This is a genomic window from Nostoc sp. ChiQUE02, assembly GCF_034531305.2.
In the GTDB taxonomy this organism is placed as follows: domain Bacteria; phylum Cyanobacteriota; class Cyanobacteriia; order Cyanobacteriales; family Nostocaceae; genus Nostoc.
In genome coordinates this window covers 40,415-56,317 of sequence record NZ_JAVRBN020000032.1, presented here as the reverse complement: position 1 = coordinate 56,317, position 15,903 = coordinate 40,415, and the positions used below count along the sequence as shown (strand labels likewise).

Here is a 15,903-nt window from a genome sequence, read left to right as displayed (position 1 = left end):
CTGTTCCCTGTTATCAAATAAAAATTCATGTTCAAACTGGGGTTAAAACAACAAACTAAACAACGAGTCAGAACGCCGACACTTTTGCAAATGGAAGAGGTCGAATGCGGTGCAGCGGCGTTGGGGATTATTTTGGGATACTATGGACGCTTTGTACCACTGGCAGAACTGCGGCAAGAATGTGGGGTATCTCGTGATGGCAGTCAACCTGCCAATATTGTCAAAGCTGCGAGAAACTATGGATTAAAGGCAAAAGCGTTTAAGAAAGAAACCGAGCAACTAGCTCAGATGCGGTTGCCTGCGATCGCCTTTTGGAATTTTAGCCACTTATTAGTGGTGGAAGGCATCGACAAAGACCAAGTTTATCTCAATGACCCAGCCACTGGCCCCCGAACTGTTTCCCGGCATGAGTTTGACGAGACATATATCGGAGTTGTCCTGGCAATGGAACCAGGAACAGACTTTAAAAAAGCTGGACGCAAGCCGAGTATTTTGCTTTCGCTGTTAACGAGACTCAAAACTTCTGTTGGAGCCGTTCTCTTGAGCGTTGTGCTGGGCTTTTTGTTGGTGATTCCGGGATTGGCAATACCTGTTTTTACTCAGGTATTCGTAGACCAAATTTTGGTAGAAGACCGGACGGACTGGTTACGTCCCTTGTTGTTGGGAATGCTAGTCACAACCCTCATCCAAGGATTTTTATTTTCCCAACAGCGACGCTTTTTGCGGCAGTTGCAAATTAAATTAGCTGCTAGTATGTCCAGCCGCTTTTTTTGGCATCTGCTCAAGTTACCTGTTGGTTTTTACACTCAGCGTTTTCCGGGGGAAATTGGCGGTCGGGTCAAGCTTAATGACAAAGTGGCTCAGGCAATTTCTGGCCAAATGGCAGAGACAATTATTAATGTCGCTATTACCATTATCTACGTGCTGGTGATGTTTGCCTATAACTGGTTACTAGCAGCGATCGCTCTCGTTTTGGCAATTGTGAATATTATAGTACTGCTGCGTGCCGGACGCTGGTTAGAAGAATGCTATATGCAGGTCGATAAGGACTGGGGCAAGACTGAAGGAGTTGCCATTGCCGGAATTCAAAGTATAGAAACCTTAAAAGCCTCCGCCTTAGAATCGGACTTTTTTGCACGCTGGGCTGGTTATTTTACCAAGACAGTAAATACTTATAGAGAGATGGCAGTGGTATTTGAAATGCTACAAGTACTGCCAGTGTTCCTCACGGCATTGACAACAACCCTAGTACTGGCAGTGGGCGGTTGGCAAGTGATGGCAGGGCAAATGACCATTGGGATGTTGGTAGCTTTTCAAGCGCTTCTGACCAGTTTTCAGACACCAATCAATCAATTGATGGGCTTTGGCACCACCTTACCCACCTTGGCAGGTAATATGATGCGGTTAGATGATGTGTTGGCAAATGCAACAGATTCCCAATTTGAGCAGCATCGTTTAGAAGTTGGGGGTAACAGTAAAAAACTGCAAAATTTAATTCCTACCTCTGATGCTGCCACGATTCGCTTATCAGGACACATTGAACTACGTAACATTGCCTTTGGTTATGCCAAAGTTACTAAACCGCTAATTGAAGACTTTAGCTGTGTTATTCAACCAGGGCAAAGAGTGGCACTGGTGGGGGGTAGTGGCTCCGGGAAATCAACGGTTGCCAAGTTAGTAGCTGGACTCTATGAACCTTGGTCGGGAGAGATTTTGTTTGATGGTAAATCAAGACTTGAGACTCCTCGCTCCGTTTTGGTTAACTCGATTGCTACCGTTGAGCAAGAGGTTTTCTTATTTTCTGGTAGCGTGCGGGATAACTTGACTCTGTGGGATACGACGGTTGCTGATTCGCAAATTCGCCGCGCCTGCATTGATGCCAGAATTCAAGATGTGATTATGGCTATACCAAGTGGCTATAACGGTGAACTGCTGGAAGGTGGTGTCAACTTGAGTGGCGGACAGCGCCAACGGTTGGAAATTGCGCGATCGCTTCTACACAATCCCTCAATTTTGATTTTAGATGAAGCAACAAGTGCTTTGGATGGGGAGACAGAACAGTTAATTTACAACAATCTGCGGCAGCGCGGTTGTACTTGCTTAATTGTCGCTCACCGTCTCAGTTCAATTCAGGATTGCGATGAAATTATTGTGCTGGAACGGGGGGTGGTAGTGCAACGAGGCACCCATGACGAATTAATGCAGATGGGTGGATTCTACGCCGAACTGGTTCATGATGAGGAGGCAGATGATGATCATAAATAACGGAATTGCCCCAAGCCTCACCAAACTGCTGTCCGAAGGTGAAGTATTACTGCTAGATGACCCGCAACAGGTTTGGGCAATACAATCAGGGTCAATAGCAATTTTTGCTAGTCATCTTCAAAATGGCAGTTTGCAAGGCTCTCGACAATACTTGTTTACCGCAGAGATGGGTGAGGTACTGTTTGGATTTCTAACGGATGTCTCTAGTTCAGGACACCTTGAACCCAATCCTTTCTATATTTTTGCAGTTCCAACTACAGATACCGCGCTGCTATGTTTTCAGCGTTCCCAATTTAATGGGGATATTTCCCCTATGACAAATTTCGGGTCTACTCACAGTCTCTTAACTACTTGGTTTGATCGGTTAAGTTCTGCTTTGAACAGTACAGGAATTCCTCTACCAGTACCAGAAATATCCGAGCAAACCCCAAGCCTTACTCAACTGACAATTTTAGATAACTTCCACGAGCAGTTTTTAGGTAGCTTGCAGGAACTAGAACAGCAGGCACAATTAGAAATGCTTGCACAGTTTCAAGCGCGGGAAAGCTTGAACCGGGAGGCAACAGCCGGAGCGATCGCTTCTTTTGTTTCTCTAGTTGAACCCAAAGAAGTCTCAACAACCTTTGTTGGCAACCCGTTGCTGGCGGCTGCTGGGGCGGTGGGACATGCAATGGGGATTCAAATTCAGCCGCCTGCTCAATCAGAAAATATCAAGCGGGTGAAGGAACCGTTAGAAGCAATCGCTCGTGCTTCTCGGATGCGAATTCGGCGGGTGGTGCTAACAGAACGCTGGTGGCGAGATGATTGTGCCCCATTGGTGGGGTATCTCCAAGCTGATAATACTCCTGTTGCTCTGTTGCTAAATGCCAAAAATCACTACGAAATTTATCACCCAATTACTCAAAAGCGCATTCGATTAGGAGAAAAGACTGCAAAGTTATTGTCTCCCACCGCCTATATGTTCTATCCGCCCTTTCCAGAGAAGAAGCTGGATTTACTGACATTGTTTCAGTATTCTCTGCGTGGTAGAGGGCAGGAATTGCGGAATATCATCTTCACGGGTATTGCTGGAACAATAGCTGGGATGGTAGTTCCCCAAGCTACGGGTATCCTCATTGATACTGCCGTTCCTGATGCAGATCGTGGTTTATTACTCCAACTCACTCTGGCTTTATTCGCTGCTAGTTTTGGCTCGGCTCTTTTTCGGCTCACTCAAGGGATCAACCTGGGACGATTTGAAATCTATTCCCTTTTGAACTTGCAAAGTGCAATGTGGGATCGGGTACTTAAGCTGAGACTGGCGTTTTTCCGTAATTATTCCTCTGGAGAAATGCTCTCTCGTGTCAATTCCATCACCCAAATTAGGGATAAGTTGGGTGCTGACAAGCTAGATGTTATTTCTAAAAGCTTTTTTTCTTTATTAAATTTAGGACTTTTATTTGTTTATAGTCCACCTTTAGCAGCCGTTGGGTTGGCAGTTGCAATTTTAACGTCTTTAGTCACAAGTATTGCTGGACACTTTAAACGCCAGCAAACTAGCCAATTGGAAGAATTAGAAGGCATCATCGGCGGACTTACAATTCAACTGATTAGTGGTATCTCCAAACTGCGGACAACAGCAGCCGAAGAACGAGCATTTGCATTTTGGGCGAAGCACTACCAGCAACAGCTGAAACTCATGCAGACCAATCAGTGGATTGAAGATAGCATTGCCACTTTTAATATTTTGCAATCCAACCTTACACCCATCCTCATTTTCTGGATGACGGCTAGTTTGTTGAGTCAGGGTAAAACTAGTGGCTTATCAACCGGTACGTTTCTGGCTTTTAATACTGCATTTGCTAGTTTTAACGTGGGTGTGACAACTCTTAGTAATACGCTGATTGACCTGTTGGAAATTGGCGTTTTGTGGAATTATGCCAAACCAATTGTAGACGAATTACCAGAGGTGGATTTAAATAAGGCAGATCCGGGGCGACTTTCTGGTTACGTCAAGTTAGATCGTATCACTTTCCGCTATCGGCAAGATGGGCCATTAAATTTGGATGACGTGACGATTGAGGCGAAACCAGGGGAGTTTATTGCTTTGGTGGGACCTTCTGGTAGTGGCAAATCCACCACCTTACGAATGCTCTTGGGTTTTGATGTCCCGGAACAGGGGACGGTGTATTTTGATGGGCAAGATTTATCTGGGTTGGATGTTTCGGCGGTGCGTCGTCAATTGGGAGTGGTACTGCAAAATGGGCGGATCAATAGCGATAGTGTGTTTGAGAATACCAGTGGTGGGGCGTTAATTAGTATGGAGGAAGCCTGGGAAGCAGCGCGGATGGCGGGTTTTGACCAAGATATTGAACAGATGCCAATGGGGATGCATACGGTGATTTCGGAAGGGGGTGCAAACCTATCGGGGGGACAACGCCAACGGTTACTAATTGCTAGGGCATTAGTGTTGAAGCCGCGAATTATTGTGTTTGATGAGGCAACTAGTGCCTTGGATAACCATACCCAGGCGATTGTGAGTGCAAGTTTGGAACGGATGAAAGTGACGCGAATTGCGATCGCTCACCGTCTCAGTACTATTCGCAATGCTGATCGCATCTATGTGCTTGAAGCTGGTCGGGTAGTGCAGCAAGGGAGGTTTGAAGAATTGGCTACTCAACAGGGGATGTTTGCTAAGTTGATGGCGAAGCAAAGCAAGCACAAGACCAAGACAGAGACTTGAGTTACCTTCAGTAGAAAGGGCAAGCTTTTGGTCTTCAACTTGTACCCAAATCTCAAGATAAGGAGGAAGCTTCATTTTATCAAACCCTTTCTATATAAGCTTTACGCCAAGTGTTTCTTCAGAGAGGGTTATCTCAAAAAATTCAGAAAGAGACTGCGATAAGCGTCTAAATAGTATAACTCCTATACCAAGGAAAACTAGTCATGCCACTGCCTTCTGAATTTACACATCAAACCCACCCCAATTTGTGTGCGTACTACGCAGCGAAGCATTTTCTTTACGGAAAGTTAAACCAAAAGGACTTTGAAGAAACCGCAACTAAATACTACATAAAAGAAGTACCAGGCATCGAAAAATCATATGCCGAGCAGCTAGTCCAAGATGGAAACGATCCAGCGATTTTTGCAGACGTATTACAGGGAGTGAGAGGGACAAGTACGGAACAACTAAAACCAGACCCTGGTAAAACATATAGTCGCATTCTCCTGTCCCTCAGGAATAGAGATCACTTCATTACGGTGCTGAAGGATGACAAGGGAAGATGGTGGAACTACGACAGTCTACTGGATGCCCCCCAAGAAATTAGCAATATAGACCAGTTCCTAAAAGACAATCCAGCGTCTCAATATTATGTAGTGTAGGAAGAATTAAAACTTAATAACATCTTTAGCGCAGATTGCAAATAGAACTGCGCGGGGGTACAAGCAGGTATATTCTAGCAAAATAAACAAACCTAAAGCTAGAACATTCCTGCTTGTCACAGTGGCAGCGATCGCCTGGTCAAAAATTATGTTTCAAACTCGATTTTCAGCAATATTTCAAGTCCTATTGCTTATTGACAGACGCTATTTGACCTTAACCTCTCACAAATGATTTCGGCTCGACTGGCAACACATAGCCTTCACAATGCAAGTCGGCGGACTGAAAGCCCAACTGTTCTAAACCTTGATAATGCTGCACGCAAGTTTCCACATTCAGTAATCCTACAGTGGGTTTCATATAGTCAAATCGAGTTGAGAGGAGACTGGACAGAACGCACCCCATTATATGTTGGGGATTGGTTGGCACATATTCTTTCCATAAAGCTTCATTCAGGTTATTTTTTATCCATTCGGGCAGATGGATGAGTGTTTCTATCGGGTGAGGTGCTAGAAGAACTCCTCCTTCGGTAAAGAGAATATCTTTCTGTTTCTCAAAGCGCTTAATTGCCTGTTCTGGGGAGAAGCAGTGTGGGCCAGAATCATCGACAATTAAAGTACCAGGTTTCACACGTTCGATGTCGAGGATGTCTGGTACGTTGGTAGCGCCAATTATTAAGGTAGCATCGTATATTTCCGGCGGAAGTTCTGATGTTGATGTTGCTATTTGGATGGAACCTCGAAAACCTAAATCACTGATAAGTTCGCGTTGAATATTTTGAATTGATTCCAGTTTACTGTAAACATCGCATAGGATAATATTCGATGGATGCGGCAAGCATTTTAACATCAAGCGCAGGGTATTAAGACCAATGGAACCTAAACCGATGAATGCTACTTTCTCCTGCTCTAGGGAACGGTTGCTAAAGAGTAAAATTTTCTTAATCGTCAGAACAACAGCAGAGCAGGTTGTAGCGTGTCCTGTAGTAATTGTCGGTAAGTCGGTACGTCCCTCAACAGCTTTGACGATGGTATGACCGTAATCCGTTGCAGAGGGAATCAAACCTGTTAAGGAAACAGTTTTAGCACCGAGTCGCCCTGCCATTTCTAAAGCTTCAACAGTCATTTGTACAAGTTTTTGTGGGTCATTGTATAGTTCATCCTCGAATATAGGGAGGCTTAAGACCGCTATTCGACCCCATTTAGTTTCCATCACAGCATCCCACATCGGCAGGTTGTCAAACCAATTTTGAAGGATTTCATTGCGAGTTAAGCTAGTTCCTTTTAGTAGAGAGAGAGGAAGATAACCCAGAGCGGCTGAGTCAACTGGTGCTATTTTTCCTACAGCAAACAAGGATAATAAGGAGCGCTGTTCTAGTCTGAAAAATGGAGATTGGTCTGTAATTTTGGTTAAAGATGCGGTCATAGTTTCTTCAACTTTCGGCTGGGGTTTTTGTTGATTGAAAGATGGTTCTGGGGCGGACAACTGATTGAGTGCTTCGGCTAATTCAGCTATAGTAGGGTTTTGAAATAAAAGCTTAACTGAAACTTTAACGTTCATCTCTACTGAAAGCTTGGATATTAGTTTCACAGCTTGCAGTGAATGTCCCCCCAGTTCAAAGAAATTATCATTGATGCTCACCCTTTTTAATCCCAGGACTTCTGCCCAAATTGCGGCTAGCATTTCCTCAATAGGGGTGCGAGGTGCGACAGCATAATCGTCCCGTTCCTTATAGGAGCTATCTGGTGTGGGTAAAGCGCGACGGTCTATTTTACCGTTGGGAGTTAGGGGTAGCGCTTTCATCAGCACAAAAGCACTCGGTATCATATAGTCGGGCAGCTTTTGTTTCAGGTAGTCGCGCAGGGAACCGCTCAGTGTGCGCTGCAAAGTTTTCCACAAACCTTGAGTTTCCAACTGATAAGCCACACTTTGTTCAATGAGAAGCTGTTCGTTAGGTGTAAGCTGGAATTTAATTCCCGCCTGTGGGGGACGCGACCAAGCAATTGTTCCTGAAAGCCAACGCGGTTCACTCTCGAATGGCAGTTGCAGGCGCAGGCGGACGTGCCTACTTTCATCAATAGCTGGCATTCTTACCAGACCAACACCGCCAAGGGAAATATCCTCCGTATGGAGGTTCACGGTATTACCGTCTAGCTCTACTTGGCATTCACTGTGATAAGGGACGCGCTCTGGAATGAGGTTAGAGACGACATAAGCCACGAGGCTCTGGTTGTCAGGATTGTCTTCTCGGCAAATAACTACAACTTCTCGCACGTCAGGGTGTTGGGCTAATGCTGCCTCAATTTCGCCTAATTCGATGCGGAAGCCCCGCACTTTAACCTGGTTATCGATGCGACCGAGAAATTCTATGTTGCCGTCTGGTAAATAACGAGCTAAGTCGCCAGTTTTATAAAGACGCTCGGAAGAAGCAGGGGGTAAAGGAGAAGATCCTCCCCTCTGCTCCCCGCCCCCTGCCCCTCTGCCTCTTCTAAAGGGATTAGAAATAAATCTTTGTGCCGTTAATTCTGTCCGGTTGAGATAGCCACGTGCCACGCCTACCCCTCCAATATAAAGTTCGCCGCCAACTCCAATTGGTACGGGTTGTAACTGGCTATTTAAAATATAAATTTGCGTGTTAGCAAATGGTCTGCCAATCGGTAAGTAATTTACGTTTTCTAAAAGATTTCGCTTTTCAAAATAGCAGGAATCAATTGTGGCTTCAGTGACACCAAACGAATTAATCAGTCTGGTTTGAAAACCAGCAATATGTTTGAGTTTGTTATATTCTGTCGCCGACCAACTATCAGACCCACAAACTAGCAAGCGCATAAATTCAAGGCGTTGCCCACTTTCTTCTAGGTACTGAAGCAAGTTTCGTAGAACTGCTGGCACAAATTCCGCACAGTCAATTTTTTGCTGCTGCATCAGTTGATAAAGCATGGAAGCATCTAGCAGCAACTCGCCAGGGCACAGCACCAACTTGCCGCCGGAACACAAAGCGCGAACCATGTCCCCGGTAAAGACATCGAAGGAGAAGCTTGCCATTTGCAGGTAGGAACTTACAAAGGAGCGCAGTTGATAAGCTTCTGACCAGGCAAAATAGACATTGACAAGGCTGCGGTGTTCAATTGTTACTCCCTTGGACTGGCCAGTGGAGCCGGAAGTATAAATTACATAGGCTAAATTGTTGGGTATGACTTGCAGCGTTGGATTTTCTTGGTTTTGGTGTGTAATTATTTCCCATTCACTGTCTAAGCAGATGACACGCGCAGTGTGTGGGGTCAGCTTCTCGACCAGCTTCGACTGAGTGAGCAGCACTGGTACAGAGGAGTCTTCTAACATGAAAGCGATGCGCTCAGTTGGATAAGCGGGGTCGAGGGGAACGTAAGCACCACCCGCTTTAAGAATACCTAACAGTCCTACTATCATCTCAAGAGAACGCTCTATGCAGATACCAACTAGTGTTTCTGGTTTTATCCCTAACGTAAGCAAATGGTGTGCTAATTTGTTAGCTCTGGCATTTAGTTCTCGGTAGGTTAGCTGCTGGTTTTTAAAGATGACTGCTACTGCGTCTGGTGTTTGTTCAACAGTCGCTTCAAATAATTGATGAATACATATATTCTGAGGATAGTCTTGTTGAGTTTGATTCCACTCCACTAATAATTTGTATTGCTCAGTAGCACTTAAAATTGGTAAGTCTGATAGCCTTTGTTCTGGATTAGCTACAATACCTGCTAACAGCGTTTGCCAATGCTCTATCATTCGCGCAATGGTCGTTGCATCAAATAGGTCTGTACTATATTCAAATGCTCCTGTTAAACCCTGCTCGGTTTTCTGCAAAGATAAGCTTAAATCAAACTTAGCGGTATGATTGGCTCCAGCCTGAGATATGTTAATTGTTAAATCTTTGAGGAGAACAGTAGCCGTTGACTCATACTCCAGAGCAAAATCTATTTGAGACAATGGTGTGTAGCTTAAATTACGCTCTGGGTGGAGTGCTTCTACTAGTTTCTCAAAAGGCAAGTTTTGATGCTCGTAGGCGGATAGCACTACAACTCTTACTTGTTTTAATAATTGCAGAAAGGTAGGGTTGTCTGATAAATCAGTGCGTAGCACTAAATTATTCACAAAAAAACCAATCATTTCTTGGATTTGAGAGTGCTGACGGTTAGCAACTGGAGTACCAACAACAATATCTGACTGATTGGTATAGCGATAGAGCAATATTTTAAAAGCCGTGAGAAGCAATATAAAGACCGTGACTCCCTGCTGCTGACTCAAACTCACGAGTGCTTCACTAATGTCTTGCTCAATGGTAAAAACTTGGGTTGCTCCCTGAAAGGATTGTACAGCAGGTCGGGGGCGATCGCTTGGCAATTCTAACAATGCTGGCATGAGAGCTAGTTTTTGCTGCCAGTAAGCTAATTGAGACTCTAGAACTTCTCCCTGTAACCACTGCCTTTGCCACACTGCAAAGTCTACATACTGAAGGGGGATTTCAGGCAGAGTTGGCGCACGATCCTCTACTATTGCCGAGTAAACTGTGGTTAACTCCTTCAGAAAAATATTGACAGACCAACCATCAAAAATAATGTGGTGAATTGTTAGTAATAGAACATTTTTTGTTGGGGTAAGCTGGACTAGCTGTGTCCGCAGTAAAGGTTCTTGAGCGAGATTAAATACATATATTGCTGCCCGATCTGCTAATTTCTGATACTCAATCTCCCGTTCGCTGGCTGGCAGAGTCCGCAAATCTATGACTGACAAAGTAAAATCTCTAGTGGCTGCGATTGCCCCAAGGGGTTCTCCATCTACGGTAATAAAATTAGTGCGTAAGCTTTCATGGCGATCGATCAGTAATTGCAGGCTCGACTCTAAGGCGGTGATATTGAGTTTACCAATAAAATGTAAGCCAAAAGGCATATTATAAAATGTGCTGTTCGGCTGTAGTTGGTTTAGAAACCAAAGTCGCTGTTGAGCAAAGGAAAGAGGAAAGGTGTTGTTTTCTGTTCTGGATATAGGAGCGATCGCTGTGGTATTCGTTTGAATATTAGCTTGGTGCAAAAAGGAGATAATTTCAGCTTTGCGTCCACTAATTTCTGACTTCAGATCGGAGGTGAGAGTGCCTTCAGGAGCGTTGCAACGCAGGCGATCGCCTTCAATAAATAGGTTAATATCCAGCCTGCGGAGGTAATTAACAAACTCAATTGTATTCATTAAAATTCTACCTCTTCTCGCTCATCAGCTTTGATGGAGCTAGTTTCTAGACTTTTGTTTGCCCAAGAAATTGCTTCAATATAGTTAGCAAGACTGGCTACAGTCGGAGCTTCAAATAACTTAGATAAAGGCAAATCAACCCCGCAGCTATCATTCACTTGTGAGAGCAGTTGAGTTGCAAGTATTGAGTGTCCACCTAATTCAAAAAAATTATCATTTATACCCAGTTGTGCTATTCCCAAAACTTTTGCCCAAATGGATGCAAGCAATTCCTCTGTAGGAGTCTGAGGAGCTACAAAATCTGATTTTTGAATCAAACTATTGATATCTGGTGCTGGCAATGATTTGCGGTCTACTTTACCATTGGGTGTTAATGGCAGTGTGGAGAGCATTACAAAAGCACTGGGCATCATGTAATCGGGCAGTTGCGTTTTGAGGAAACGGCGCAACTCGCTGGTGGTGGGAGCTTCAGACTGGGTAGGGACAATGTAGGCAGCCAGGTATTTGCGATCTGGAATATCTTCTCGCGCCACCACTACAGTTTCTTGTACTGTGGGGTGCTGCGCGATCGCAGCTTCAATTTCTCCTAGTTCGATGCGGAAGCCGCGAATCTTCACTTGGTTGTCTATCCGACCGAGGAACTCGATGTTGCCATCACTTAGGTAGCGAACCCGATCGCCAGTCTTATACAGGCGATCACCCAGTTCATTACTATAAGGATTGGGAATAAACTTCTCCTGGGTCAATTCGGGACGGTTGAGATAGCCGCGTGCTAATCCCGCACCACCAATATGCAATTCTCCCGGTACACCAATCGGTACAGGTTGTAAATTTTGGTCTAGCAAATAGATTTGCGTATTAGAAATTGCCCGACCAATGGGGATAGTTGTGGCTGTAGTTGGTAAGTCCTCTACCAAGTACCAAGAAGAAAAAGTGGTATTTTCTGTCGGCCCATAAACATGCAAAAGTTGTTGTGGAGCGCCTTTGTCTAGGACTTGTTGTACCCATTTGGGGTCAACAGCTTCACCACCAAATAGGAGACATCTTAAAGAACTAAATGCTTGTGGGACAAAACTAGCTAACTGATTGAATAAAGCTGTGGTTAAAAATAAGACGCTGATCTGGTGGTAATGTATATTGAAAGCAAATTCTGATGGCGAAAGCAATACAGATTTAGTGATGATGACTAGCTTGGCTCCGGAAAGCAATGCTCCCCAAATTTCAAAGGTCGCAGCATCAAAAGCAATATTTGCAGCTTGAGCAACGCGATCGCTAGGTGTTAACTGTATGTAGTTGGTGTTTTTGACTAGTCGATTTACAGCCTGATGAGTGATGACGACTCCCTTGGGTGTTCCTGTAGAACCGGAGGTGTAAATTACATAAGATAGGTTTTCAGAACTTACTGTGCTGTTAAAATTATTCTGATTTTCGAGGGATATACTTTGCCAGTGAGTGTCTAAGCAGACGACACGCGCCTGATTTGGAATCAGAGACTCTACTAATTTCTCTTGAGTCAACAGCACTTTTAGCTGAGTGTCTGCGAGCATGAAGCTTAAGCGTTCTTGGGGATAATCTGGGTCAAGTGGCACATAAGCCCCACCCGCTTTGAGAATTCCCAATAATCCTACTACCATTTCGAGCGATCGCTCTACACTAATACCCACCAATACCTCTGGCCCTACGCCCAGTGTTTGCAAGTAATGGGCGAGTTGGTTAGCTCTGGCATTCAGTTGTTGATAGGTCAGCTGTTCCCCTTCAAAAACTAGTGCTATGGCATTGGGCGATCGCTCTACCTGCTCCTCAAATAACTGATGGATACATTTATCAAAGGCGTATTCTTTTGTGGTGTTATTCCACTTTACTAATAGCTGGTAGCGCTCTGGCTCTGTTAACAGGGGCAATTCTGAAATCCGCTGTTGAGGGTTAGCAACAATTCCTGCCAGCATTGTCTTGAAATGTTCTATCATTCGTGAGATAGTGGCAGCCTCATACAAATCTGTGTTGTACTCGAAGCGACCGACAATCCCCTCTGGTCTAAAGTCTAGTTCAAGGGTGAGATCGAACTTCGCCGTATCGGTTTGGACATCCAGATAACTCTTAGTCCAATCTGAGTTCAAAGATGGCATTGGAGTTTCCTGAACTAATGCCACTTGAAACAAGGGATTCTGGCTGAAGTTTCGCTCTAGTTGAAGTGTTTGTACCAGTTTCTGGTAGGGTAAATCTTCATGAGTATAAGCTCCTAGAGTTACTTCCCGCACCCGCCTTAGTAGCTGTCGAAAACTAGGGTTGCCTGATAGATTGGTACGCAACGCTAAGGTGTTGAGGAAATATCCAATCAGCCCTTCTATCTCTGGTCTGTTACGCCTCGCGCTAACAGTCCCCACAACCAGGTCTTCGGAGCCGGAGTAGCGATAGAGCAAAGTTTTGAAAGCTGCTAGTAGCGTCATGTAGAGCGTCACCCCCTCGTGCTGCGAGAGAACCTCAAGCGCCTCAGTGAGGTCTTTGGATAGCGCCAGACATTGCCATGCACCCCGGAAAGTCCCAACAGCGGGGCGCGGATGATCGTAAGGTAGTTGTAGTACAGGTAAATCGGCAAGCTGCTGCTTCCAGTAATTAAGCTGGTTTTCCAAAATCTCTTGTGTCAGCCACTGCCGTTGCCAAACAGCAAAGTCAGCGTATTGTATAGGGAGTAGAGCAAGTGGGGAGGGTTTTCCTTTCAAGTAAGCTTCATAGAGTGCCGTAAGTTCTGGAAGGAATACGCTGTGTATAGAAAAATCGTCAATAATAATGTGGTGAAAAGTCAGGAATAACCTGTAGTCAACATCTGCTAGCTGCATCAACGTAGCACGCAGAAGTGGCCCCGTTGTTAGGTCAAACGGCTGTTTAGCATCTATTGTGGCTAACCGCAAAGCTTCGGCTTCCCACTGCTCTTCTTGTGGAAATTCCCTCAGATCCACTACGGCTAAGTTAAAAGTGTGGGGTGGATCTATAACCTGAACTGGCTGTCCATCCACCGTAAGGAAGCGCGTTCTCAAGCTTTCGTGACGCTTGATAATTTCGTTGAGTGCTTTTTCTAAGACATCTACGTTAATCGCACCCTTCAAGCGAATGGTGCAAGGTTCGTTATAGACAGACTCTTCTGGAGTGAGTTGGTGGAGAAACCATAATTGCTCTTGGGAAAAGCTAAGAGGAATAGTTTGGCTTCTCGAAATTGATTGTAAGGGCAACGCGATTGGACGCACCTGATGCTTCCGAGCCTCCTCAACAATATGAGCCAAACCTGCTACCGTAGGAAATTCCAATAGCTGACTGAAAGGCAATTCTACTTCCAGGCTCACGCGCATCCGAGCGATGATTTGGGCGGCTAATAGGGACTGTCCCCCTAATTCAAAGAAATTGTTGTGAATGCCTACAAGCTCAACTCTCAGAATATTAGCCCAGATACTAGCTAACATCTCCTCAATAGGAGTGCGCGGGGCGACAAAGTTGGGTAAATCTGCTGGGCGTATTTCAGGTACTGGCAGGGCGCGACGATCTACCTTACCATTCGGACTCAGTGGCAGTGCTTCTAGTACCACAAAGCTGGATGGTATCATGTAGTCGGGAAGTTGTTGCTGGAGAAACTGGCGCAGCGAGCTGATGGACTTCGACTGCGACTCTTGAGATGAGTAAAGTACTACATAGGCGACTAACCGATTGTCACCAGCTACATCTTCCCGCGCAATAACCGCAACTTGCTTCATGGATGGATGCTGGCTCAACTTCTCTTCAATTTCCCCCAACTCAATGCGGAAGCCGCGAATTTTTACTTGGTTGTCGATGCGACCGAGAATTTCAATTGTTCTATCACTTAGGTAGCGAACCTTATCTCCTGTCCGATAAAGACGTTCCTGTGAGTTTTCCTTAAACGGATTAGGAATAAACTTTTGTGCTGTCAGTTCTGGATGATTGAGATATCCTCTTGCCAGTCCCCATCCGCCGACAAGTAGCTCCCCTGTTTCTCCTACGGGAACGAGTTGCAACTGCTCGTCAACGACATAAATTGAGAGGTTTGGGAACAGGCGACCTTGGGGAAAGCTAGATAACTTTTCCTCGGGTTGGCAAGGCGAGTAGGTAACTATAATATTTTCTGTAGCGCCAAAAAGATCGTAGAGTTGGCAATTAGGTAGCTGGTTAAAAAATTTAGCTTTTAATGCAGAAGTTAAGGGTTCTCCACCTGTAAATACCATTCTGATATTTTTGCAAGTTTTCAGACCCTCCTCGGAGAGAAAAACCTGCAACACAGAAGGGACAAAGACAAGGATACTTATTTTCTCTCGAGCAATAAGTTTGACTAAGTAGGCACTATCTTTTTCACCACCGGGTTGGGCAAGGACTACACAAGCCCCAGTCATCACAGGCCAAAATAACTCCCAAAATGAAAAATCAAAGATTAAAGGCATTTTTTGCAAAATGCGATCTTGCTGCGTGATGGGGAAAATTTCTTGCATCCACAGAAAGCCTTGGCAAATGGCTTGGTGATTTACCATCACGCCTTTTGGCTTTCCTGTAGAACCAGAAGTATAGATTGTGTAAGCTAGATTGTCAGACTGAACGCCACTTTTTAGATTGTTCTTACTTTTAGCAGCAATATTCTCGCACTCAGTATCTAAGCAAACTAAATGACCTTGAGGTACTGAAATTTCTGCTACCAATTTCTTGAGAGTTAGCAATACCTCGACTTTTGTATCTGCTAGAATGAACGCCAAGCGCTCTTGAGGCTGCAATGGATCGAGAGGAACAAATGCAGCACCTGCCTTGAGGACACCCAGCATTCCTACTATCATCTCGATAGAACGCTCAAGACAAATGCCAACCAACATTTCTGGGGCTACATTTAAAGAGTGTAAATAATATGCCAGTTGGTTGGCTCTCTCATTAAGTTCGCGATAGGTTAATTGCTCCCGATCAAATACAAGCGCAATGGCTTCTGGAGTTTTCTCTACTTGTGCTTCAAACACCTCATGCAGAGTAAGACTTTTATCGGAAACGAATTCTGATATTGACATGACAAGCTTCAA

At 44.8% G+C, this 15,903-nt stretch carries 5 protein-coding genes; 3 read left to right on the top strand and 2 right to left on the bottom strand.

The annotated features are described in order from the left end of the window. Nucleotides 1–27 precede the first annotated feature (27 nt). The 3 genes from RM347_RS26055 (at nucleotide 28) to RM347_RS26045 (ending at nucleotide 5,628) form a co-directional block, all read left to right on the top strand. Nucleotides 28–2,265, top strand: coding sequence for an NHLP family bacteriocin export ABC transporter peptidase/permease/ATPase subunit (locus tag RM347_RS26055; RefSeq protein ID WP_322717329.1), 2,238 nt, complete (start codon nucleotides 28–30; stop codon nucleotides 2,263–2,265). Beyond that, nucleotides 2,249–4,987, top strand: a complete 2,739-nt coding sequence (locus RM347_RS26050; protein ID WP_322717330.1) for an NHLP bacteriocin export ABC transporter permease/ATPase subunit — start codon at nucleotides 2,249–2,251, stop codon at nucleotides 4,985–4,987. The genes RM347_RS26055 and RM347_RS26050 overlap by 17 nt, the downstream gene beginning before the upstream one ends. 203 nt (nucleotides 4,988–5,190) lie before the next feature. Continuing rightward, on the top strand, nucleotides 5,191–5,628 hold the full coding sequence (locus tag RM347_RS26045; protein ID WP_322717331.1) for a hypothetical protein: 438 nt from the start codon (nucleotides 5,191–5,193) through the stop codon (nucleotides 5,626–5,628). A 214-nt stretch (nucleotides 5,629–5,842) separates the two neighbouring features. On the opposite strand, the gene RM347_RS26040 is transcribed toward RM347_RS26045, so the two are convergent. Together RM347_RS26040 and RM347_RS26035 are read right to left on the bottom strand one after the other, a co-directional pair. Beyond that, nucleotides 5,843–10,843 (bottom strand): non-ribosomal peptide synthetase, encoded by a 5,001-nt coding sequence (locus tag RM347_RS26040; RefSeq protein WP_322717332.1) that lies wholly within the window; start codon nucleotides 10,841–10,843, stop codon nucleotides 5,843–5,845. Next, nucleotides 10,843–15,891, bottom strand: coding sequence for a non-ribosomal peptide synthetase (locus RM347_RS26035; protein ID WP_322717333.1), 5,049 nt, complete (start codon nucleotides 15,889–15,891; stop codon nucleotides 10,843–10,845). Before RM347_RS26035 ends, RM347_RS26040 begins: the two co-directional genes overlap by 1 nt. Nucleotides 15,892–15,903 lie beyond the last annotated feature (12 nt).

Excerpts from the sequence above, each read along its gene's own strand:
- RM347_RS26050 (WP_322717330.1), top strand. The coding sequence starts at position 2,249 with ATGATGATCATAAATAACGGAATTGCCCCAAGCCTCACCAAACTGCTG.
- RM347_RS26040 (WP_322717332.1), bottom strand. The coding sequence starts at position 10,843 with ATGAATACAATTGAGTTTGTTAATTACCTCCGCAGGCTGGATATTAAC.
- RM347_RS26035 (WP_322717333.1), bottom strand. The coding sequence starts at position 15,891 with ATGTCAATATCAGAATTCGTTTCCGATAAAAGTCTTACTCTGCATGAG.
- RM347_RS26055 (WP_322717329.1), top strand. The coding sequence starts at position 28 with ATGTTCAAACTGGGGTTAAAACAACAAACTAAACAACGAGTCAGAACG.
- RM347_RS26045 (WP_322717331.1), top strand. The coding sequence starts at position 5,191 with ATGCCACTGCCTTCTGAATTTACACATCAAACCCACCCCAATTTGTGT.